Here is a 23,172-nt window from a genome sequence, read left to right as displayed (position 1 = left end):
AAGCGCGTACGCGTCCTGGGTACGTACGGGTCCGGGACGGGCCTTGGCGATCTCAGATCTCACCCCGCAGCTTGGCGAGCGCCTCGGCGAGAATGGCCTCGCCGTCCGCGTCGCTGCGCCGCTCCCTGACGTAGGCGAGATGCGTCTTGTACGGCTCCGTGCGCGGCGGGTCCGGGGGATTGTCCCGGTCCTTCCCGGCTGGGAAGCCACAGCGCGGGCAGTCCCAGGTCTCCGGGATCTGTGCGTCGCTGGCGAAGCTCGGCTGGGTCTCGTGCCTGTTGGAGCACCAGAAGGAGATCCGGAGGCGGGGCGCAGACTCGCCTCGCTCGGCCTCCCCCATCGGCCCCGCTCCGACCCGGCTTCCCCGGATCGCGTTGCCACTTGCCACGGTCGTAACTCCCTGCCTCACGGTGCTGCGGAGCATCGAAGAGCAGCTCCGCTGCGGGCGCCCTAGTGTACGTAGGGCCCAACGCGCGTCCAGTGACCAGAGTTACTGCGTCGGTACCGGACGCGAGTCCTCATGATAGGCAGGGGGTACGACACCCTGTCAGCTCTCCTGCAAGCGTCAGCTCTTGAACTTCATCAAGAGGCCGAGTACGACGATGACGGCGAACCACGCCACAGCGACCACGACGGTGATCCGGTCGAGGTTACGCTCGGCTACCGAGGAGCCACCGACGGAGGACTGCATGCCTCCGCCGAACATGTCGGAGAGGCCGCCGCCCTTTCCTTTGTGCATCAGCACCAGCATCAACAGCAGGGCACTGAAGACGATAAGGGCGATTTGGAACCCCATGACCACGGCTGGACCAACTCTCTCGGATCGTGGCTGGACACTATGGATGACGACTACAGCTTATGAACGCTTACGGGGCCGGACAGCCGGCCCGGCCCCGTAAGACTACGACGAGCTCACACCCGCCGTCACACTCACTGATCAGCTCTGCCGGTCGCTTCTGCGTTCATCGCTGATCACGGCCGTGCCTTCACTGATCACGACTACGTCTTCACTGATCACGACTGCGTCTTCACTGATCACGGAAGCGGACGATCTTGACGAACTCCTCCGCGTCCAGCGCGGCGCCGCCGACCAGGGCTCCGTCGATGTCGGGCTGCGCCATGATCTTGGCGACGTTGCCCGCCTTGACCGAGCCGCCGTACTGGATGCGCACCTTCTGCGCGGTCTCCTCGTCGTACAGCTCCGCCAGCCGGCCACGGATCGCGCCGCAGACCTCCTGCGCGTCCTCCTCGCCGCAGACCTTGCCGGTGCCGATGGCCCACACGGGCTCGTAGGCGACCACGATCTCGGCGGCGGACTCGGCCTTGACGTCCTTGAGGGCGCCGTCGAGCTGCGCGAGGGTGTGGCTGACGTGGCCGGCTGCCTCACGGACCTCCAGCTCCTCGCCGACGCAGAGGATGGGGGTCAGGCCGTACTTGAAGGCGGCCTTCACCTTGGCGTTGACCACGGGCTCGTCCTCGCCGTGGTACTGGCGGCGCTCCGAGTGACCGATGGTGACGTAGGTGCAGCTCAGCTTGGCCAGCATCGGCGCGGAGATCTCGCCGGTGTAGGCACCGGAGTCGTGCGCCGAGACATCCTGGGCGCCGTACTTGATCTTCAGCTTGTCGCCGTCGATCAGTGTCTGGACGGAGCGCAGGTCGGTGTAGGGCGGCAGGACCGCGACCTCCACGGCCTCGTAGTCCTTCTCCGTCAGCGCGAAGGCGAGCTTCTGGACGTGGGCGATGGCCTCAAGGTGGTTGAGGTTCATCTTCCAGTTGCCCGCCATCAGCGGAGTGCGGCCCCGGGGGGAATCTGTCACGGTGATCTAGTCCTCCAGTGCGGCGAGGCCAGGAAGCGTCTTGCCCTCGAGGTATTCGAGGCTGGCGCCACCGCCGGTCGAAATGTGTCCGAACGCGTTTTCGTCGAAGCCCAGTTGGCGCACAGCCGCGGCGCTGTCGCCGCCGCCCACGACCGTGAAGGCGGAGGAGTCGAGCAGGGCCTGCGCGACCGCCCTGGTGCCCTCGGCGTAGTCCGGGTGCTCGAAGACGCCCATCGGCCCGTTCCAGAAGACCGTCGCCGCGTCGGCGAGCTTCGCCGCGTAGAGCTTACGGCTCTCGGGGCCGATGTCCAGGCCCATCAGGCCGGCGGGGATCTCCTCGGCGGAGACCGTCGTCGGGTCGGAGGGTGCCTTGGTCTTCAGGTCGGGGAACTGCGCCGCCGCGACCACGTCCACCGGCAGCACGAACTCCACGCCCAGCTCCTTGGCGCGGTCCAGGTAGCCCTTGACGGTGGGGACCTGGTCGTCCTGGAGGAGCGAGTCTCCGGTGCCGTAGCCCTGTGCCTTGAGGAAGGTGTAGGCCATGCCGCCGCCGATGAGGATGCGGTCGGCCTTCTGCATCAGGTGATCGATGACCCCGAGCTTGTCGGAGACCTTGGCGCCGCCGAGCACCACCGCGTAGGGGCGCTTGACGTCCTCGGTGAGCTTCTTGAGGACGCCGACCTCGGTGGCGATCAGATACCCGGCGACGTGCGGGAGCCGTGCGGGCAGGTCGTAGACGGAGGCGTGCTTGCGGTGCACGGCACCGAACCCGTCGCCGACGTACGTGTCGGCGAGGCCCGCCAACTCATCGGCGAAGGCGCCGCGTTCGCCGTCGTCCTTGCTGGTCTCGCCCGGGTTGAAGCGGAGGTTCTCCAGCAGCGTGACCCCGCCGTCGGCCATGGCGCCGACGGTGGCCTTCGCGCTGTCCCCCACCGTGTCCGCAGCGAACGCGACCCCGCCCGAGGCGGTGTCGCCGAGCAGCTCACCGAGCCGCCGCGCGACGGGTGCGAGCGAGAACTGCGGGTCCGGGGCGCCCTTGGGGCGGCCCAGGTGCGAGGCCACGACCACCCGCGCGCCGGCGGCGGCGAGCTTGCTGATCGTGGGGACGACGGCACGGATACGGCCGTCGTCGGTGATGTGCTGGCCGTCGAGCGGGACGTTGAGGTCGGCGCGGACGAATACCCGCTTGCCGGAGACGCCTTCGCCGACCAGTTCGTCGATCGTCTTCATGGATGGCTCCTGCTTGGGGACCCCGGGGCCTCCCCCGGGGGATGCAGCATGGGGACAGGGCTCGTGCACAGCGCACGAGCCCTGTCGTTCACCTCGTGCTGCCCGGAGTCAGAGACGGGCGCCGACGTAGGTGGTGAGGTCGACGAGACGGTTGGAGTAGCCCCACTCGTTGTCGTACCAACCAATGATCTTGACCTGGTTGCCGTCGACCATCGTCAGCGCGGAGTCGAAGGTGCACGACGGCGGCTGGTTGACGATGTCCGAGGAGACGATCTCGTCCTCGGTGTACTCGATGATGCCCTTGAGCTGGCCATCGGCGGCCTTCTTGAAGGCGGCGTTGACCTCGTCGCGGGTGGTCTCGCGCTTCAGCTCGATCACCAGGTCGGTGACGGAGCCGGTGGGGACCGGCACGCGCATGGCGATGCCGTCCAGGCGGCCCTTGAGCTGCGGGAGGACCAGCGCGGTGGCCTTGGCGGCACCCGTGGTGGTCGGGATGATGTTCTCGGCGGCGGCACGCGCCCGGCGCAGGTCCTTGTGCGGGAAGTCCAGGATGCGCTGGTCGTTGGTGTAGGCGTGCACGGTCGTCATCATGCCGCGCTCGATGCCGAAGCTCTCGTCCATGACCTTGGCCATCGGCGCCACACAGTTGGTGGTACACGAGGCGTTGGAGATGACGTCGTGGCTGGCGGCGTCGTACTTGTCCTCGTTGACGCCCATCACGATGGTGATGTCCTCGTTCTTGGCCGGGGCCGAGATGAGGACCTTCTTCGCGCCGGCGGCGAGGTGCTTGGCCGCGTCGTCACGCTTGGTGAAAATGCCGGTCGACTCGATGACGATGTCGGCGCCCAGCTCGCCCCACGGGAGCTTCGCCGGGTCCTTCTCCGCCATGGTCTTGAAGGTCTGCTTGCCGACGCTGATGGTGTCGTCGGTGTGGCTGACCTCCTGCTTCAGACGGCCCAGGATGCTGTCGTACTTCAGCAGGTGCACCAGGGTCGCGTTGTCGGTCAGGTCGTTGACACCGACGATCTCGATGTCCGCACCCTGGTCCAGCAGCGCGCGGAAGTAGTTACGACCGATGCGGCCAAAGCCGTTGATGCCTACGCGGATCGTCACGAAACCGATCTCCTCGCTGGGTACGCCGGTGAGGACACCGGCGAGTGCTGTATGGGATGTCCCCGACCGCGTCCGACCCTACCTCTCCATCGGGGTGGGGCTCACATCGGCCGGGCGGGTCGGGCCGGGGCCTCAGCCGACCATTTCCTCGCTCAGATTTGTCTCGGTACCGGCGATGCCGAGGTCCTGTGCGCGCTTGTCCGCCATGGCCAGCAGGCGCCGGATCCGGCCTGCGACCGCGTCCTTGGTCAGGGGCGGGTCGGCGAGCGCGCCCAGCTCTTCCAGCGAGGCCTGCTTGTGCTCCATGCGCAGCCGGCCGGCCGCGGCCAGGTGCTCGGGCACCTCGTCGCCCAGGATCTCCAGCGCCCGCTGCACGCGGGCACCGGCGGCGACGGCGGCGCGGGCCGAGCGGCGCAGATTGGCGTCGTCGAAATTGGCGAGCCGGTTGGCGGTGGCGCGCACCTCGCGGCGCATGCGCCGCTCCTCCCACGCCAGCACCGAGTCGTGCGCGCCGAGGCGCGTGAGCAGCGCGCCGATCGCGTCGCCGTCCCGGACGACGACGCGGTCCACGCCGCGCACCTCGCGGGCCTTGGCCGGGATCTGGAGCCTGCGCGCCGCGCCGACCAGCGCCAGCGCCGCCTCGGGGCCGGGGCAGGTGACCTCCAGGGAGGAGCTGCGGCCCGGCTCGGTCAGCGAGCCGTGCGCCAGGAAGGCCCCGCGCCAGGCGGCCTCCGCGTCGCAGGTGGCCCCCGAGACCACCTGCGGGGGCAGACCCCGGATGGGGCGGCCCCGCCCGTCCACCAGACCGGTCTGCCGGGCGAGCTGATCGCCGCCGGCGACCACCCTTACGACGTACCGGCTGTTACGGCGCAGCCCGCTCGGTGCCATCACCACCAGGTCGGAGGCGTGCCCGAAGATCTCCAGAATGTCCTTGCGCAGGCGCCGGGCCGCGATGCCCGTGTCCAGCTCCGCCTCGATCACGATCCGCCCGCTCACCAGGTGCAGACCCCCGGCGAAGCGCAGGATCGACGAGACCTCTGACTTCCGGCAGCAGGTCCGGGTGACGGGAAGCCGGGAGATCTCGTCCTTCACCGCAGGCGTCATCGCCATGGGCCGATCCTTCCATGCATCCGAAAAATACGGTCGTACGCGGCGGCCAGCAGCTCCGGATCGTGCTTCGGAGCACGGTCAGGCGCCGCTACCGGAGCCAGCTCGACCTTTCCGCCGAGTTGTTCGGCGGCCTCGCTGAGAGAGTCCTGGTCCGGCACGGCGTCCTGGTCGGCCAGCACCACGTCGAAGGCGAGTTTAGGTGCGTGTCGGGCCAAAACCTCCAAATGACGCTGCGGGGAAAAACCATCCGTTTCTCCGGGCTGCGGCGCGAGGTTGAGTGAGAGGACCTTGCGGGCCTTGGTCTCGGTGAGCGCGCCCAGCAGGTCAGGGACCAGCAAGTGGGGGATGACGGAGGAGAACCAGGAGCCGGGCCCCAGCACCACCCAGTCGGCGTCCAGCACGGCGCGTACCGCCTCGGGCACGGCCGGCGGGTCGTGCGGCTCCAGGTGGACTTCGCGCACCTCACCACGGGTGAGCGCGACAGTGGCCTGGCCGCGGACGGTGGACAGCTCGTCGGGGCGCGCGGGGTCGTGCCCGCGCACGCGGGCGCGCAGCTCCAGCGGAACGGCGGACATCGGCAGCACCCTGCCGTGCGCGCCGAGCAGCTTGCCGACCAGATCGAGGGCCTGGACGTGGTCGCCCAATTGTTCCCACAGGGCGACGATCAGCAGGTTGCCGACCGCGTGTTCGTGCAGTTCGCCCCTGCTTTCGAAGCGGTGCTGGATGACCTCTGCCCAGGTGCGGCCCCACTCGTCGTCCCCGCACAGCGCGGCGAGCGCCTTGCGCAGGTCGCCGGGCGGCAGCACGCCCAGCTCGTCACGGAGCCGGCCGCTGGAGCCGCCGTCGTCGGCGACGGTGACCACGGCGGTGAGGTCTCCGGTGATGCGGCGCAGCGCGGTGAGGGAGGCCGACAGGCCCATGCCACCGCCGAGGGCCACCACCTTGGGGGTCTTCCCCAGCTTTCCCTGCTTTCCCGTCGAGCCGCGCAGCGAGCCACGCGGGCCGACGAGGTGCCGGAGTGTCCTACGGGGCATGTGCGTCACTCACGCCCCATGTCCCGGTGCACCACGACCGTCTCCACGCCCTCGTCGGACAGCCTGCGGGCCACCTTCTCGGACATGGCGACGCTGCGGTGCTTACCGCCCGTACACCCCACGGCGACGGTGACGTACCGCTTGCCCTCTCTGCGGTATCCGGCGGCGATGAGCTGGAGCAACTCGGTGTAGCGGTCCAGGAACTCCTTGGCACCGGGCTGGTTGAAGACGTAGTTGGAGACCTCTTCGCTGGTGCCGGTGTAGGGGCGCAGCTCGGGGACCCAGTGCGGGTTGGGGAGGAAGCGGCAGTCCACGACGAGGTCGGCGTCCACGGGCAGGCCGTACTTGTAGCCGAACGACATGACGGTGGCGCGCAGTTCGGGCTCCTCGTCGCCGGCGAACTGGGCGTCCAGCTTGGCGCGCAGCTCGTGGACGTTGAGCCCCGAGGTGTCGATCACCAGGTCGGCGTCGCCGCGGAGCTCGCGCAGCAGGTCGCGCTCGGCGGCGATGCCGTCGACGATGCGCCCGTCGCCCTGGAGGGGGTGCGGGCGGCGCACCGACTCGAAGCGGCGCACGAGGGCGTCGTCGGACGCTTCGAGGAAGACGATGCGGCGGGCGACGTTGTAGGCCGCGAGATCGGCCAGCGAGCCCTTGAGGTTGTCGAAGAAGTTACGGCCCCGTACGTCGACGACGACCGCGATGCGGGCCACATTCCCCTGGGACCTGGCGCCCAGCTCGACCATGGTCGGGATCAGCTCGGGCGGGAGGTTGTCGACCACGAACCATCCGAGGTCCTCCAGGCACTTGGCCGCGGTGCTGCGGCCGGCGCCGGACATCCCGGAGATGATCACCAGCTCCGGGATCGTCGCGCCTGCCGCAGTGTCCGGATCGGCCGGCTCGGCCGGTTTGAGCGTACTCACCACTGCTCCGTCTCCGCGCTGCTCGCGTTCCGCGCTCATGCTGTCATCCCCCGCCGGTTTCCGTCCGGCCGGTCACACCGGCCTTTGTCCGCTTCTTCGATCTTCTTGGTGCTTGTTCACTCTTCTTCAACAATCTCACCGGTCGCGGTATTCACCGCGGGGGCCGAGGGCGCGGAGCCGGCCAGCGCCGCGGCGACCGTCTCGGCGGTCTTGCGGCCGATCCCCGGGACCTGGGAAATCTCCTCGACCCTGGCGGCCCGCAGCTTCTTCATCGAGCCGAAGTGCTTGAGCAGGGCCTTCTTGCGGGTCTCCCCCAGCCCCTGGACGTCGTCCAGCGGGCTGCTGCGCAGCCGCTTGCCGCGCTTGCCCCGCTGGTAGCGGATGGCGAACCTGTGCGCCTCGTCACGGACCCGTTGCAGCAGGTACAGGCCCTCGCTGGTGCGCGGCAGGACGACGGGGTCGCTCTCGCCGGGGACCCAGACCTCCTCCAGCCGCTTGGCCAGGCCGCAGATGGCGACATCGTCGATACCCAGCTCGTCCAGCGCCGCCTGGGCCGCCGCGACCTGCGGCCGGCCGCCGTCGACCACCACGAGCTGCGGGGGGTAGGCGAACTTCTTGGGCCGCCCGTCCTCATCCCGCCCGGCGCCCCGGGCGGGCGGGCCGTCGGCGCCAGCGCCCTCGGGAGCGGGCCCGTCGAGAGCGGGGCCGTCGGCGGCGGGGACAGGCTCGGGCGCTGGACCCGTCTCCAGCTCGCCGCCCAGCTCCTCCTCGGGCCACTCGCCGGTCTTCTGCTTCTCCAGGAGATAGCGGCGGAAGCGCCGGCTGATGACCTCGTGCATGGCGCGGACGTCGTCCTGGCCCGCGAAAGACTTGATCTGGAAGCGGCGGTACTCGCTCTTGCGGGCCAGGCCGTCCTCGAATACGACCATGGAGGCCACCACGTCGTCGCCCTGGAGGTGGGAGATGTCGAAGCACTCGATGCGCAACGGCGCCGAGTCCAGGTCGAGGGCCTCGGCGATCTCCTCCAGGGCGCGGGAGCGGGTGGTCAGGTCCGAGGCGCGCTTGGTCTTGTGCAGCACGAGTGCCTGCTCGGCGTTGCGACGCACCGTGTCCATCAGGGCACGCTTGTCGCCCCGCTGCGGGATGCGCAGGCTCACATGGGAGCCCCGGCGCTCGGCCAGCCATTGCGCTATCGGCTCGGCCGGTTCCGGCAGCGCGGGGACCAGCACCTCCTTGGGCACGCCGCCGCTGCCGCTGCTGCCCTCGGCGTCGCCGCGCTCCTCGCCGTAGAGCTGCTGGAGCGCGTGCTCGACCAGCTCGGGGGTGCCGATCTCCTCGACCTTGTCGGTGACCCAGCCACGCTGGCCGCGTACGCGCCCACCGCGTACGTGGAAGATCTGGACGGCGGCCTCCAGCTCGTCCTCCGCGACGGCGATCAGGTCGGCGTCGGTCGCGTCGGTGAGCACCACCGCGTTCTTCTCCATCGCGCGGCGCAGCGCGTCGATGTCGTCCCTGAGCCTGGCCGCCTTCTCGTACTCCATCTCCTCGGCGGCCTGTTGCATCTCGCGCTCCAGGCGGCGCAGCTGGGAGCCGGTGTGACCGGCCATGAAGTCGCAGAACTCCTCGGCCAGTTGACGGTGGTCCTCGGGGCTGATGCGGCCCACGCAGGGCGCCGAGCACTTGCCGATGTAGCCGAGCAGGCAGGGGCGGCCGATCTGCGCCGAGCGCTTGAAGACCCCGGCGGAGCAGGTGCGTACGGGGAAGACCCGCAGCATCAGGTCGACCGTCTCGCGGATGGCCCATGCCTGGCCGTAGGGGCCGAAGTAGCGCACGCCCTTCTTCTTGGGGCCGCGCATCACCTGGACGCGGGGAAACTCCTCGTTCATCGTCACGGCGAGCGACGGATAGCTCTTGTCGTCGCGGTACTTGACGTTGAAGCGGGGGTCGTACTCCTGGATCCAGGTGTATTCGAGCTGGAGCGCCTCGACCTCGGTGGAGACGACCGTCCACTCCACGGAAGCGGCTGTCGTCACCATCGTGCGGGTGCGGGGGTGCAGCCCGGCGAGGTCCTGGAAGTAGTTGTTCAGCCGCTGGCGCAGGCTCTTGGCCTTGCCTACGTAGATCACTCTGCGGTGCTCGTCACGGAAGCGGTAGACCCCGGGTGAGTCGGGGATCTCTCCCGGTTTGGGACGGTAGCTGGTGGGGTCTGCCATGACGCACACCCTACTGGCGCGGGGTGACAGCCTTCAGCGCCATCCGACGCGCAGCGCCGTGGTCACATCCAGCGGGCAGCGGCCCGCCTGTGCGGCGAGCAGCCCGGCGCCTTCCGGGCCGCGGGTGTAGACCGGCTCGCCCGCGCTGACCCAGCGTCGCCAGGCCCCGGCGTAGGCCGTGACGAGCCCCCGGTTGGCGCCGGCCGCGCCGGGAACGGCGTGGTGGACCACGGCGTCGGCCGTCGCCCTGCGGCCCGCCGCCCGGAGGCCGGCAAGCGGGCCGCCCGCGCGGACGAGGTAGCGGGGCATCAGATAACGCGGGTCAGCCACCGGGGAGATGACCTCGTCCAGCGCCGTCGCGTAGCGCTCGGAGTCCGCAAGGGAGACCCCGTCGAGCCGGATGCCGTACGCGCCCGTGCCGTCGGGCTCGATCCGAACGGCCGCCGCGCCGACGGGCAGGCATCCGGCCGCGTGCAGCCCGTCGGCCACGGCGAGGGCGAGCGCGGGCAGCACGGGTTCGGCGCTCGCGGCGCGGAGCGCGCGCAGCCCGCTGACCGTCCGTCCCGCCGCGTAGGCGGCCCAGCCGGCCAGTACCCCCGACACCAGACCCGTCTGCCCGCCGCCCGCCACCGCGCCGAGCGGACCCGCCAGCAGCGCGGCCGTGGTGGTGACCGCCGGGGTGGCCCGGCCGAGCGGAACGCGGGGCACGAGTCCGCGCGGCCCTGGCACGGCGTCCGGCGGGGCGGGCGCGGGCCCGTCCGGGGTCAGGGGGCGCGCCGACGGGGTGCGCCCGTGCCGGGTCACCCGGACGGTGTGGACGAGGCTGTCCTCGTACGGGGTGCCGACCCGCCACAGCGCGCGTACGCTCGCCCGGTCCGCCTCGATCCGGTCGAGCATCCGGGCGTTGAGCCGGGCGAACTCCCCGGGCGGGGGCGGCGCGTACGGGGAGAGGCCCGGATGGACGTGGGCCACTCCCGTCATCACCTCCCCTGTCGCCGTGACGCCCGGGTAGCCCTCGTGCTTGCGCACGAAGCGGTCCCAGTCGGCGTTGCCGCGCGGGTGTCCCGGCGCGACACACACCACCGACCAGGTGTGCGCGCACTTGTCCGGCCAGCCCGGGTCGGTGCGCAGGGCCCGGCCCCGGGTCTGGACGACGGCGGTCGCCGTGGTGGCCTCGCTGAGGTCGACCAGCGTGTTCACGCCGCGCGCGTCCCAGCCCTCCCCCAGCAGGGCCCGGGTGCCGACGAGGGCGCGGGTGCCGCCGCTCTCCAGGAAGCGGGTGGCCAGGGGGACCCAGCGGCGGCTGGTCCAGTTGCCCGCCAGTTCGGTGAGAGTCCCGGCCGGGTCATCCGGGCTCTCCGGACCGTCCGGACCCTCCGGTTCCGGCCCGGACGGGACCAGGCGCAGTCTCAGGTCCGGCTCCGCCTCCGCGCAGAAGCGGGCGAAGCGCGCGGCCGTGGCGCGGGACGCGGCCACCGTGCGCCCCGTCACCAGCAGCGGGGAGAGCGCGCTGGTGCGAGGGTCGGCGGCGAGTTCGGCCAGCACGAGCCGCGCCGAGCCGGCCTGTTCGTCGAGCACCCCGTCCAGCCGTGCGGGCAAGGTCGCCGTCGCGCGCTCGTGGTCGCACACGACGACGGCCCGCAGCCGGGCGTCCAGCGCGGCGGCCTCGGCGGCGAGGATCTCGCGTACGGCGCCGGTCTTGGCCGCGCTGCGCGCGAGCACCCGGTCGACGGCGGAGCGCCCGGCGCGGATGCCGCGCGCGGTGAGCCGGTGTCCGACCGAGGGCAGCGCGGCCCGTACGGCCGCCACGGCGCGGGCGTCCCGGGGGTCCGCGCTGTCGCCGAGGCAGTGCCGTACCCAGTCGTCCAGCAGCCGCACCCAGTCCGCGGCGTCGGGCGCCCGCCGGTGCTCCTCGCGCAGCCGGGCGCCCTCCGGCAGGGCGAGCAGGCCGTGGTGGTGGAGGCGCAGCGCGGCTGCGGCGAGCTGCGGCTGCTCGCGCTCGAAGCGGCGCCAGGGCAGCGGGGGCCCCTCGGCACCCTCGAACCGGCGATGCACCACCCGGGCGTCGTGCCAGGCCAGAAACGGTACGGAGGCGAAGGCGGGGTCGAGCAGACGGGTGGTCAGCTCGGTGAAGCGCTCCGCCTCGGCGTCGATCCAGTCGGTCTCGGCCGGGGTCGGCTCGGTCAGCCAGGCGAGTTCGGCGTACGGGGCCAGGTAGCCGTCGCGGACGGCGGCGGGCAGGGAGGGGCCGCGTACCGCGGGGCCGAACAGCTCGGTGACCAGTGCCGTCTGGGCGGGGCTGAGCCGCTCGGGCGGGGTCGCGGTGAGGCCGATGACGGTGACGTCGGGCAGCTCACGCAGCAGTTCGGCCAGCAACTCGCCCCAGGTGTCGAGGAGATGATGGCACTCGTCCAGCAGCAGGGTGAGGTCTCCGGCAGCCCGCAGCCGGCCGACCAGCTCCCGCCCCTGAGAGCGCAGCCGCCGCAGGTGGGGGCGGGCGGAGCCGTCGCCGGGTCCGCCCTCCTCCGCGATCTCGGCCTCGGGGTCGAAGGTCGCCAGGGACTGGTAGGTCAGCGCCGTGAGGGGAGACGTCAGCGAACGGTCGGTGCCGGCGGGCTCGGGCGCGGGGCGGAAGGCGGCCCACTCCCGCAGCCACTGGGCCTGGATGGCGGTGTTGGGCCCGAAAACGACGGCGCGGCGCCCCAGCCGCCGGGCCGCCTCAAGCCCGGTGAGCGTCTTGCCCATGCCGGGCGGCAGCACGAGCCAGGCACGGCGGCGGCCGGCGGCGAACACCCGCTCCAGCTCGTCCAGCGCCGCGCGCTGCGGACCGCGCAGCGGCACGGGCGGACGCGCGGCGGCCATTTCCGCGTACCCGCGCCCCATGTCCCGCTCCCCGCGACGACCGCTGCCCGTCGGCTCTTGCGCCCGCTGCCCGTTGCGCCTTACGACCGCTCCCCCGGTCGCGCCTCCCGCCCGCTTCCGCTACCAGCCGCGCTCGCGCCACTCCCCCAGGTGGGGGCGCTCGGCGCCGAGGGTGGTGTCGTCACCGTGCCCGGGGTACACCCAGGTCTCGTCGGGCAGTTGCGCGAACAGCTTGCTCTCCACGTCGTCGATCAGGCTGACGAAAGCGTCCGCGTCCCCGAAGGTGTTTCCCACGCCGCCGGGGAAGAGGCAGTCTCCGGTGAACAGGTGCGGGTGGCCCTGGGGGTCGTCGTAGACCAGGGCGATGGAGCCGGGGGTGTGCCCGGTCAGGTGACGGGCCGTCAGCTCCACCTCGCCCACCCGCAGCGTCTGTCCGTCGTCGACCGGCACGTCGGTCGGCACGGGGATCCCCTCGGCGTCGTACCGGCCCGCGAAGGTACGGGCGCCGGTGGCGGCGACGATCTCGGCGAGCGCCTGCCAGTGGTCGCCGTGCCGGTGGGTGGTGACCACGGAGGCGATACCGTCCTCACCGATGAGCCGCAGCAGGGTCTCCGGCTCGTTCGCCGCGTCGATCAGCAGCTGCTCGCCGGTGGCCCGGCAGCGCAACAGGTACGCGTTGTTCTCCATGGGGCCGACGGCCGCCTTGGAGATCATCAGCTCCGGCAGCTCGTGCACGTCCGCGGGTCCGCCGACCCTCACCACTCCGCTGTAAGGCATGCACCCACCCTAGGGCGTCTTCCCCCTAGAGCGCGGGCAGCGGAGGCAGGGAGCCGCTCGCCGAGAGTCCGCTTCCGGTGGTGCGTCCGGTCAGCCAGCCGACCAGCGCGACCGGGCCGCCGACCACCACCAGGAGGCCCTCCTCGCCGGCCTCCCGCGCGCCGGTGCGCCAGGTCCTGCCGTCCTCGGCGCGCAGTTCGACCGCGACGGGCACGTCGGGGTGACCGAGGAAGCGGCCGGCCATGTTGGTCAGCTCCCGGTCGAGGAAGGAGCCGGGCAGGTCCTCCAGCTTGTATCCGATGCCCATGTCGACGTGGTGCAGCTCGACCTCGATCCAGCGGCGGAAGGGGAGGGAGGAGGCGAGGTCCGTCACACCGTTGCGCAGGGTGACGGTGCGGGCCCAGTCCTCCTCGCCGAGCGAGGCGAAGGCGCTCTCCAGGCGGGAGGCGCTGGTGCGCACGTCGTCGACCTGGTCGTCCAGGGTGCGGGGCGCGCCACGCTCGATGTCGGCGTCGCGGGCCTCGGCGCTCGCGTACATGGGCTTGCCCGCCAGGACGTTGACGAGCGCGTCGGCGTTGCGCGCGAGGTGGGCCAGCACGTGGCCGCGGGTCCAGCCGGGCAGCTGGGAGGGCTCGGCGATCGCGGACGGGTCGAGTTTGACGGTGGCGCTCAGCAGGTGCTCGGTCGCGGTCCGTACGAGTTCGGCGTCGTGCGTGGGCGTCGTCATGATCCAAAGCTAATCCGGCCACTCCTTCGAGTGGAAGATGGCAAGACCCGGCCGCAATTCGAAAGCACGTGCTATAGGCTCTGGGAGGCTCCTGTCCCGGAAGCGAACGACACTCCGGCCGGCGCCGTCCTACTCTTGGTCGGGGATCCCCGCGCCGCCGCGGGTCCCGCTTCTCACATGAAAGGTGCCAACCGGCGTGGCCGACCGTCTTCTCGTCCGTGGCGCTCGCGAGCACAATCTCCGGAACGTCTCGATCGATCTCCCCCGCGACTCCCTCATCGTCTTCACCGGTCTGTCCGGCTCGGGGAAGTCCTCGCTCGCCTTCGACACGATCTTCGCGGAGGGACAGCGTCGCTACGTGGAGTCGCTCTCCGCATACGCACGGCAGTTCCTCGGGCAGATGGACAAGCCCGACGTCGACTTCATCGAGGGCCTCTCCCCCGCCGTCTCGATCGACCAGAAGTCGACCTCGCGCAACCCGCGCTCGACGGTCGGCACGATCACCGAGGTCTACGACTACCTGCGGCTGCTCTACGCCCGTATCGGCAAGCCGCACTGCCCGGTCTGCGGGCGCCCGATCTCCCGGCAGTCGCCGCAGGCCATCGTCGACAAGGTCCTCGACCTGGAGGAGGGCAGCCGCTTCCAGGTGCTCTCCCCGCTGGTGCGCGAGCGCAAGGGCGAGTTCGTCGACCTGTTCAACGAGCTACAGGCCAAGGGCTACAGCCGCGCCCGGGTCGACGGGCAGACCATCCAGCTGTCCGAGCCGCCCAAGCTCAAGAAGCAGGAGAAGCACACGATCGAGGTGGTCGTCGACCGCCTCACGGTCAAGAGCAGCGCCAAGCGGCGGCTGACGGACTCGGTGGAGACCGCGCTCGGGCTCTCCGGCGGCATGATCATCCTCGACTTCGTCGACCTGGACGAGGACGACCCGCAGCGCGAGCGGATGTACTCCGAGCACCTGTACTGCCCGCAGGACGACCTGTCGTTCGAGGAGCTGGAGCCGCGCTCGTTCTCCTTCAACTCCCCCTTCGGCGCCTGCCAGGTGTGCACCGGCATCGGCACCCGGATGGAGGTGGACCCCGAGCTGATCGTCCCCGACGAGGACAAGTCGCTGGACGAGGGCGCCATCCACCCCTGGTCGCACGGCCACACGAAGGACTACTTCGCCCGCCTGATCAACGCGCTGGCCGACGCGCTCGGGTTCCGTACGGACATCCCCTGGGCGGGCCTTCCGGCGCGCGCCAAGAAGGCGCTGCTGCACGGCCACAAGACGCAGGTCGAGGTGCGCTACCGCAACCGCTACGGCCGCGAGCGCGCCTACACCACGGCGTTCGAGGGCGCGGTGCCCTTCGTGAAGCGGCGGCACTCGGAGGCGGAGACCGACAGCAGCCGGGAGCGCTTCGAGGGCTACATGCGCGAGGTGAACTGCCCGGCGTGCGAGGGCACCCGCCTCAAGCCGCTGATCCTGGCGGTCACGGTGCAGGGGAAGTCCATCGCGGAGGTCTCCGCGATGTCGATCACCGAGTGCGCCGACTTCCTGCGCGACATGAAGCTGACCGGGCGCGAGAAGACGATCGCCGAGCGGGTGCTGAAGGAGGTCAACGAGCGGCTGCGCTTCCTGGTCGACGTCGGCCTGGACTATCTGACGCTCAACCGCGCCGCGGGCACCCTCTCCGGCGGCGAGGCCCAGCGCATCCGGCTCGCCACCCAGATCGGCTCCGGGCTCGTGGGCGTGCTCTACGTCCTGGACGAGCCCTCCATCGGCCTGCACCAGCGCGACAACCACCGGCTGATCGAAACCCTGGTGCGACTGCGCGACCTGGGCAACACCCTGATCGTCGTCGAGCACGACGAGGACACCATCAAGGCATCCGACTGGGTCGTGGACATCGGCCCCGGCGCCGGGGAGCACGGCGGCAAGGTCGTGCACAGCGGCCCGTTGAAGGAGCTGCTGAGCAACCCGGAGTCGGTGACGGGCGACTACCTCTCCGGCAAGCGCCAGATCCCGACCCCCGACGTGCGCAGGCCCGTGGACCCCTCGCGTCACCTGACCGTGCGGGGCGCCCGGGAGAACAACCTGCGGGACATCGACGTGTCCTTCCCGCTCGGTGTGCTGACGGCCGTCACCGGCGTCTCCGGCTCCGGCAAGTCGACGCTGGTCAACGACATCCTCTACACGCACCTGGCGCGGGAGCTGAACGGCGCCAAGTCCGTGCCCGGCAGGCACACCCGCGTCGAGGGCGACGACCTGGTCGACAAGGTGGTGCATGTCGACCAGTCGCCCATCGGCCGTACGCCGCGCTCCAACCCCGCGACGTACACCGGCGTCTTCGACCATGTGCGCAAGCTCTTCGCGGAGACGACCGAGGCGAAGGTCCGCGGCTACCAGCAGGGCCGGTTCTCCTTCAACGTCAAGGGCGGCCGGTGCGAGAACTGCTCCGGCGACGGCACCATCAAGATCGAGATGAACTTCCTGCCGGACGTGTACGTCCCCTGCGAGGTCTGCCACGGCGCGCGCTACAACCGGGAGACCCTGGAGGTGCACTACAAGGGCAAGAACATCGCCGAGGTCCTGGACATGCCGATCGAGCAGGCCCTGGACTTCTTCGAGGCGGTGCCCGGCATCGCCCGCCACCTGCGCACCCTCAACGACGTCGGCCTCGGCTACGTCCGCCTGGGGCAGTCGGCGCCGACCCTCTCGGGCGGCGAGGCCCAGCGGGTGAAGCTCGCCAGCGAGTTGCAGAAGCGCTCGACGGGCCGCACGGTCTACGTCCTGGACGAGCCGACGACGGGCCTGCACTTCGATGACATCCGCAAGCTCATCGGCGTCCTGGAGGGCCTGGTCGACAAGGGCAACTCGGTGATGGTCATCGAGCACAACCTCGACGTGATCAAGACGGCCGACTGGGTCGTGGACATGGGCCCCGAGGGTGGCAGCGGCGGCGGCCTCGTCATCGCGGAGGGCACCCCCGAGCAGGTGGCGGCCATCCCCGCCAGCCACACCGGGAAATTCCTGCGCGACGTGCTGGGAGACCGTGTCAGCGATGCCACCCCGGTGAAGGGCGGCGGCCGGAAGCCGGCGGCCGGCTCCGCCAAGAAGGCCCCGGCGAAGGGCACCACGGCGAGCGCCGCGAAGAAGGTGCCGGCCAAGAAGGCAGCCGCACGCAAGCAGTGAGGCACCGGGCCTGCCGGTCTTGAGGGCGGGCCCCGCCTCTGCCGGCCCTTCCGCCCCTGCCGCGACCGCCGATATGGCGGTCCGCGACCGGGTCGGGAGGGCGGAAGAGGACGTAGAGTACGGCACGTGACAAGCACTGATCCGCAGGCCACGCGCCGTACCGTCCTGTGCGGGGCCGCCCTTGCCGCGCTCGGCCTCACCACCGCCGCTTGCGGTGACGACTCGGGCGGCGGAAGCGGCGGGTCCAGCAGCTCGGAGACCCCCGACAAGCCCGTCGACCTCGGCGAGGCGGGCGCCGTCCCGGTGGGCGGCGCCAAGCTGTACCACGAGGAGAAGCTGCTCGTGTCACAGCCGAAGAAGGGCGAGTTCAAGGCGTTCAGCACCGTGTGCACCCACAAGGGCAGCATTCTGGACGACATTCAAAAGGGCGAGGCCGTGTGCCCGCTGCACGGCAGCCGTTTCCACGTGGACACGGGGAAGGTCGCCAAGGGCCCGGCCACCAAGCCGCTGCCCTCCGTTCCCGTCAAGGAGAGCGACGGGAAGCTCACCGCGGGCTGACGTGGCGCTGAGGGGCCTGGGCGTCCTCCGGGCCGGGCTCGGCCAGTCCCTCGCCCCACCCCAGGCCCTCGCCACGCGCCCCGATGGTGCGCCCGCCGCACCGAAGCCACCCTCCGGGGGCGGTCGTATCGACGGCGCACGCCGTATCGACGGGTAGCGACCTGAGCCCTGTCGGCGCGTACGTACGGAGCACGGCCGGCGGCCGTCGGCATTCATCGCGACCGGTGACGACAGACCCGGTACGCCGCCATGGGTGCGAAGAAGGCGCCCGGCGGCACGGTCCTCCACGAGCCGCAGATCGACGCGTGGTACGTCCAGGAGAGGACGCGTGCGCTGCCCCCTCGATCCGGAGCCCGTGAGGCGGTCGGTCAGGAGGGGACCAGCCTGCGTGCCTGCCAGGAGCGGGTGCCCGCCGGGTACGCCGACAAGCTGCCGGGCTCGGCGTACGACAGGAAGGGGCTGGCTGGTGACTTCGGCCCGAACGCACATCCCAAGAGCGGGGACGGCGCACGGGGAGCCGGTGCGACGACCGCGGGTTCCGGCGGGCTCGCCATGGCGGCGGCAGCGGGCGTGACATGGCTGATCCGGCGATGGAGGGGAGCGGCGCCCGCCTCTGCGGCAGCGGCGGCACACGCCCCAGCGACGTCCATGGGTACTCCGGCGTCCACGTGCACTCCGGCGTCCCCAACCACTCCGGCGTCCCCACGTACTCCGGCGCCCGCGGCCCGGCTTCCCGTCGGGCCCCGGACCGTCCCGTAAGGGTTGAGACGAATGGGGCCGTACGGGCGGATGTTTCCCTCGATTTCGCTACAACCCTCTGGTGTAGACCGGTCCCTCTTGGGACGCTGTGCGGCACTCTGCGCAGAAAGCACGGAGAACACTGGTGTTTGTGGGGGACGTTGTGAGACAAGTCCACGCACGCGCACGACGGTCGCCGAACCGTTCGCCCCGAAGACTCCTCGCCCGGTCGCTGCTTCCGGCAGCGGCCGTTTCCGCGCTCCTGGCCGGTCTCCTGCCGGCCGGCGCGGCGCTGGCCTCCCCCGGAGCCGAACCGCCCCCGGGGAGCGCACAGACGCGTCCCCGGTCGAGCGCCGACGGGGACGGCATGGAGCTGTCGCGCACCACCCGTCCTGTCGCGCCCGGAGCCGAACTCACCTCGTTCGAGAGGCTGGAGTCGGACAAATGGCTCCGGGCCGACGCGCTCAGTCTCCGGCTGGGCAGCGGCAAGAAGGGGGCGACGGCCGACTATCTCTCCTCCGGCAAGGTGTCCGAGCGCAAGCCCGTCAGCGAGCTGGCCAAGGCCCACGACCCGGGCAAGGGACGGCGTACGGTCGCGGCCTTCAACGCCGACTTCTTCGACATCAACGAGACAGGCGCGCCGCTCGGTCCCGGAGTGCGCGACGGGCGGCCCGCCCACTCCCCCGCGCCGGGCACCTCGGAGGCGGTCGGCGTCGGCCCCGAGGCGGCCGGCCGCGTGCTGGACCTGTACTTCGAGGGAACGCTCACCCTCCCCGGCGGCACGGTGCGGCTCGACGGGCGCGACGCCGCCAACGTCCCCGAAGACGGCATCGGCCTGTACGACGCGCAGTGGGGCGAGGCCGACCGCGAACTGACGGTCGATCAGGCGTCCGACACCACAGAGGTGACCGTCGAGGACGGCAAGGTGACCTCCGTGTCCGAGAAGCCGGGCAAGGGACCCGTACCCGAAGGAGTGACCGTCTTGCTCGGGCGCGGCGAAGGCGCGGAGCGGCTGGCGGCGCTGCACACCGGTGATCCGGTGTCGGTGGAGTACCGCGTACGCACCGACGACGGCTCGCCCGTACCCCGTACGGCAGTCGGCGGACGCGGACTGCTGGTGGTGGACGGCGCGGCGCAGGACTGGGAAGGCCGGCCGAACAACCCGGCCGCTCCCCGCACAGCGGTCGGCTTCTCCAAGGACGGCGGCACCATGCACGTCCTCACCGTCGACGGCCGGCAGGCGTCCTCGGGCGGAGTGACGCTGACCGAGCTGGCCTTGATGATGAAGAAGCTGGGCGCCTACAACGCCCTCAACCTCGACGGCGGCGGCTCCTCCACGCTCCTGGCGCGCGAGCCGGGCTCCGACGGGCTGCGCCTGGAGAACTCGCCCTCCGACGGCGAGGAGCGGGAGGTTCCCAACGGGCTGGCGCTGACGGCACCCGAGGGATCGGGGCGGCTGTCCGGATTCCGGGTGAAAACGGCGACCGACCCGGAGAAGGCCCCTACCGCCGACAACGTTCCGGGCGGGCATCCGGAGCGCGTCTTCCCCGGGCTCACCAGAAAACTGACCGCCGCCGGATACGACGAGACCTACGGCCCCGCCACCGGAGCGCCCCGCCCCGGATGGGTCTCGACCCGGCCTGCCGTTGGCCGGAGCGACGCGAGCGGCGTCTTCCACGCGCACCGCACCGGCAGCACCAAAGTCATGGCGCGCAGCGGGCCGGCCAAGGGAGCGACGGAGCTGAAGGTGCTCGGGAGGCTGGCACGGGTCCGGCCCACCACCGACCGGGTCGGGCTCCAGGACAGCGGCGCGACGGCCTCGTTCGGCCTGGTCGGCTACGACGCGCAGGGGAACAGCGCTCCGGTGGAGCCCTCGGACGCGCGGCTGGACTACGACCGTTCGCACTTCGAGGTCACCCCGGACAAGGACGCCGCCACCGGCGCGTTCACGGTCAAGGCCCGCCCGGGGCAGGAGTCCGCTTCCGGGGTCCTGACCGTCACGGTGGACGGCCGCACCACGCACCTCGCCCTGACCGTCGGCCTGCGCGAGCAGAAGGTCGCGGACTTCGACGACGCGTCCGGATGGACCTTCAGCGCGGCCCGCGCCACCGGCTCGGTCACCCCCGAGCCTTCGGGCAAGGAGGGCGGCGGCCTCAAGCTCGGCTACGACTTCACCCAGTCGACGGCCACCCGCGCCGCCTACGTCAACCCGCCCTCGGCGCGCGGCGTCGCCGGGCAGCCGAAGAGCTTCACCATGTGGATAAGAGGCGACGGCTCCGGCGCCTGGCCCTCCCTCCATCTCAAGGACGCCGTGGGTACCGACCAGGTGCTGCGCGGCCCTGTGATCGACTGGCGGGACTGGCGGCAGATCACCTTCGAGGTGCCGGACGGCGTCGCCTATCCCCTCAAGCTGCACCGCATCTACCTCGCCGAGACCCGCCCCACCGCGCAGTACACCGGCGAGGTGGTACTGGACGAACTGGTGGCGCGCACCCCGCCGGATGTGGACCTGCCGCCCGCCGGGCGCCCGCACGATCCGCTGATCTCCACGGCCTCGGACACGGCGGGGCGCGACTGGCGGTTCGCCGTGATGTCGGACGCCCAGTTCGTGGCGCGCGCCCCGGACAGCGACCTCGTGCGCCAGGCGCGCCGCACGCTGCGGGAGATCCGCGCCGCGCGGCCGGACTTCCTCGTCGTCAACGGGGACCTGGTCGACGAGGGCTCGCCGGAGGATCTGAAGTTCGCCCGCAAAGTGCTGACGGAGGAGCTGGGTGATGCCGTCGACTGGTACTACGTGCCGGGCAACCACGAGGTGATGGGCGGCTCCATCAGCAACTTCGTCAACGAGTTCGGCCCGGCCCGGCGCACCTTCGACCACCGGGGCACCCGCTTCATCACGCTGGACACCTCCTCGCTGACGGTGCGGGGCGGCGGATACGAGCAGTTCCGGGAGCTGCGGCGGCAGTTGGACGACGCCGCCAAGGACAGCGGCGTCAGCTCCGTGGCCGTCATCCAGCATGTGCCGCCACGCGACCCGACAGCGCAGCAGGCCAGCAGGCTCACCGACCGCCGGGAGGCCGATCTGCTGGAGGACTGGCTGGCCGGCTTCCGCTCCCGCACCGGCAAGGGCGCGGTGCTGGTCGGCAGCCATGTCGGGGTCTTCGACGCCTCCCGCGTGGACGGCGTCCCGTATCTGGTGAACGGCAACTCGGGCAAGGCGCCCGCCTCACCGCCGGACGAGGGCGGCTTCACCGGGTGGTCCCTGCTGGGCATCGACGCGGGCAGGCCGCCGCGTGACGGCGACTGGATCTCCGTGCAGACCCGCGCCCATGTGGACGGGCTGTCGATGGAGGCGCCCGCGCGTATCCGGGTGGGCGGCCGGGCCGAGGCCTCGGCGACGGTGACGCAGGGCACCGGGTCCGATGCCCGGCGCATCCCGGTGGACTGGCCGGTGAGCGCCGACTGGCCCGGCTCACCGGGGCTGTGTGTGAAGGGCACGGTGCCCAGGGGGCGCTGTGTGGCGTCGTACGACCCGGACAGCGGCACCCTCTCGGGCAACAGACCCGGGAAGGTCACACTTTCGGTGACCGTCAACGGGACCCGCGCCGCCCGCGAGGTGACCGTCGCCCGCTGACGCCGTCGACGGACTCCCGGCCCCGCCCCCTACCGGAAGGAGTGGCGGGGCGGGGCCGGGAGGTGCGGGGCGCTCAGGAGTCGACGTCGGCCTTGCGTCCGGCGCCGGCCTCGCTTCCGGTGTCGGCGTCACTTCCGGAGTTGGCGTCACTTCCGGCGTCGGCGTCCTGCTCCTCGCCGGCGGTCTCCTGCTGCTCCTGGGCCTGCTGGGACTCCTGCTTCTTGGAGGCCATCAACGAGGTGATGGTGGTGACGACCAGCACGGCGCAGATGACGCCGAGCGAGACCGGGATGCTGACCACCGGGACGTGCACTCCCGTCTCGTGCAGCGCGTGCAGCACCAGTTTGACGCCGATGAAGCCGAGGATCACCGAGAGCCCGTAGGACAGGTGGACCAGCTTCTTCAGCAGACCGCCGATGAGGAAGTACAGCTGACGCAGGCCCATCAGCGCGAAGGCGTTCGCGGTGAAGACGATGTACGGGTCCTGGGTCAGGCCGAAGATCGCGGGGATGGAGTCCACCGCGAACAGGAGGTCCGTCGTGCCGATCGCGAGCATCACGATCAGCATCGGCGTCATCAGCCGCTTGCCGTTCTCGACGATGAACAACTTGGTGCCGTGGTACTTGTCCGTGGACGGGAAGCGCCGCTCGACCGCCTTCAGCAGGCGGTTCTCCTCCCAGTCCTCGTCTTCCTCGCTCGAGCGCGCCTCCTGGATCAGCTTCCACGCGGTCCAGATGAGGAAGGCGCCGAAGATGAAGAAGACCCACGAGAAGCTCGAGATGATCGCGGCACCCGCAGCGATGAAGATGCCGCGCAGCACCAGCGCTATCAGGACACCCACCATCAGCACCCGCTGCTGGTAGATCGAGGGCACCGAGAACTTCGCCATGATCAGGACGAAGACGAACAGGTTGTCGACGCTGAGCGACTTCTCCGTGATGAAGCCCGCGAAGAACTCGCCGGACGCTTGGCCGTTGCCGGTGAGCAGCAGGCCGACTCCGAAGAGCGCGGCCAGCACGACCCAGACGGTGGTCCAGATCCCCGCCTCCTTGAGGGAGACGTCATGCGGTTTTCGGCCACCGATGAAGAAGTCGGCGGCGATGAGGGCGCAGAGACCGACGATGGTCAGCGCCCAGATGGTCATGGAGACGTCCACAAAATCCTCCGGCTTGGCTACGAGCATGGGCCGGAGGTCTCTTCCACCCTGGTCTCGCCGCCCAAGGCGGACCGGGCCGGCGCCCCGGGACCGTCCTGCCGGTCCGTA

General features: G+C 71.1%; 16 protein-coding genes. 3 read left to right on the top strand and 13 right to left on the bottom strand.

The genetic code is table 11. The annotated features are described in order from the left end of the window. Positions 1-52: 52 nt before the first annotated feature. The 12 genes from OHB04_RS32680 to OHB04_RS32625 form a co-directional block, all read right to left on the bottom strand. Positions 53-388 carry an RNA polymerase-binding protein RbpA gene (locus OHB04_RS32680; protein ID WP_326691242.1) on the bottom strand — a complete coding sequence of 112 codons (336 nt, stop codon included), beginning with the start codon at positions 386-388 and terminating at the stop codon, positions 53-55. 177 nt (positions 389-565) lie between these two features. Further along, positions 566-802 (bottom strand): preprotein translocase subunit SecG, encoded by a 237-nt coding sequence (gene secG, locus OHB04_RS32675; protein WP_326691241.1) that lies wholly within the window; start codon positions 800-802, stop codon positions 566-568. Between the two features lie 226 nt (positions 803-1,028). Further along, positions 1,029-1,784, bottom strand: a complete 756-nt coding sequence (gene tpiA, locus OHB04_RS32670; RefSeq protein WP_326693026.1) for a triose-phosphate isomerase — start codon at positions 1,782-1,784, stop codon at positions 1,029-1,031. Between the two features lie 39 nt (positions 1,785-1,823). Then, positions 1,824-3,047 (bottom strand): phosphoglycerate kinase, encoded by a 1,224-nt coding sequence (locus OHB04_RS32665; RefSeq protein ID WP_326691240.1) that lies wholly within the window; start codon positions 3,045-3,047, stop codon positions 1,824-1,826. A 108-nt stretch (positions 3,048-3,155) separates the two neighbouring features. Further along, complete coding sequence (gap, locus tag OHB04_RS32660) at positions 3,156-4,160, bottom strand: type I glyceraldehyde-3-phosphate dehydrogenase (protein ID WP_326691239.1); 1,005 nt, start codon at positions 4,158-4,160, stop codon at positions 3,156-3,158. 132 nt (positions 4,161-4,292) lie between these two features. Then, on the bottom strand, positions 4,293-5,270 hold the full coding sequence (gene whiA, locus OHB04_RS32655) for a DNA-binding protein WhiA (RefSeq protein WP_326691238.1): 978 nt from the start codon (positions 5,268-5,270) through the stop codon (positions 4,293-4,295). Further along, positions 5,261-6,304 carry a gluconeogenesis factor YvcK family protein gene (locus tag OHB04_RS32650; RefSeq protein WP_326691237.1) on the bottom strand — a complete coding sequence of 348 codons (1,044 nt, stop codon included), beginning with the start codon at positions 6,302-6,304 and terminating at the stop codon, positions 5,261-5,263. The genes whiA and OHB04_RS32650 overlap by 10 nt, the downstream gene beginning before the upstream one ends. 5 nt (positions 6,305-6,309) lie before the next feature. After that, positions 6,310-7,263, bottom strand: a complete 954-nt coding sequence (gene rapZ / locus OHB04_RS32645; RefSeq protein WP_326808871.1) for an RNase adapter RapZ — start codon at positions 7,261-7,263, stop codon at positions 6,310-6,312. Positions 7,264-7,340: 77 nt separating this feature from the next. After that, complete coding sequence (gene uvrC / locus OHB04_RS32640; RefSeq protein WP_326808870.1) at positions 7,341-9,437, bottom strand: excinuclease ABC subunit UvrC; 2,097 nt, start codon at positions 9,435-9,437, stop codon at positions 7,341-7,343. A 33-nt stretch (positions 9,438-9,470) separates the two neighbouring features. Beyond that, on the bottom strand, positions 9,471-12,320 hold the full coding sequence (locus tag OHB04_RS32635) for a DEAD/DEAH box helicase family protein (protein ID WP_326808869.1): 2,850 nt from the start codon (positions 12,318-12,320) through the stop codon (positions 9,471-9,473). Positions 12,321-12,419: 99 nt separating this feature from the next. Beyond that, a complete protein-coding gene (locus OHB04_RS32630; RefSeq protein WP_326691233.1) occupies positions 12,420-13,076 on the bottom strand; it encodes an MBL fold metallo-hydrolase in 657 nt (218 codons plus the stop codon). A gap of 25 nt (positions 13,077-13,101) precedes the next feature. Further along, a complete protein-coding gene (locus OHB04_RS32625; protein WP_326691232.1) occupies positions 13,102-13,803 on the bottom strand; it encodes a maleylpyruvate isomerase family mycothiol-dependent enzyme in 702 nt (233 codons plus the stop codon). 196 nt (positions 13,804-13,999) lie between these two features. Between OHB04_RS32625 and uvrA the strand changes: the two genes are divergently transcribed. The 3 genes from uvrA (at position 14,000) to OHB04_RS32610 (ending at position 21,908) form a co-directional block, all read left to right on the top strand. Next, on the top strand, positions 14,000-16,978 hold the full coding sequence (gene uvrA / locus OHB04_RS32620) for an excinuclease ABC subunit UvrA (RefSeq protein WP_326808868.1): 2,979 nt from the start codon (positions 14,000-14,002) through the stop codon (positions 16,976-16,978). A 126-nt stretch (positions 16,979-17,104) separates the two neighbouring features. Continuing rightward, on the top strand, positions 17,105-17,536 hold the full coding sequence (locus OHB04_RS32615) for a Rieske (2Fe-2S) protein (protein WP_326691230.1): 432 nt from the start codon (positions 17,105-17,107) through the stop codon (positions 17,534-17,536). Between the two features lie 1,105 nt (positions 17,537-18,641). Beyond that, positions 18,642-21,908, top strand: a complete 3,267-nt coding sequence (locus OHB04_RS32610) for a phosphodiester glycosidase family protein (RefSeq protein WP_326808867.1) — start codon at positions 18,642-18,644, stop codon at positions 21,906-21,908. Between the two features lie 73 nt (positions 21,909-21,981). Here the strand turns inward: OHB04_RS32610 and OHB04_RS32605 are convergent, their stop codons facing one another. Beyond that, positions 21,982-23,064 (bottom strand): TerC family protein, encoded by a 1,083-nt coding sequence (locus OHB04_RS32605; RefSeq protein WP_326693025.1) that lies wholly within the window; start codon positions 23,062-23,064, stop codon positions 21,982-21,984. Positions 23,065-23,172 lie beyond the last annotated feature (108 nt).

This window comes from Streptomyces sp. NBC_01775 (assembly GCF_035917675.1).
In the GTDB taxonomy this organism is placed as follows: domain Bacteria; phylum Actinomycetota; class Actinomycetes; order Streptomycetales; family Streptomycetaceae; genus Streptomyces.
This window is presented reverse-complemented; position numbering and strand designations above follow the sequence as displayed.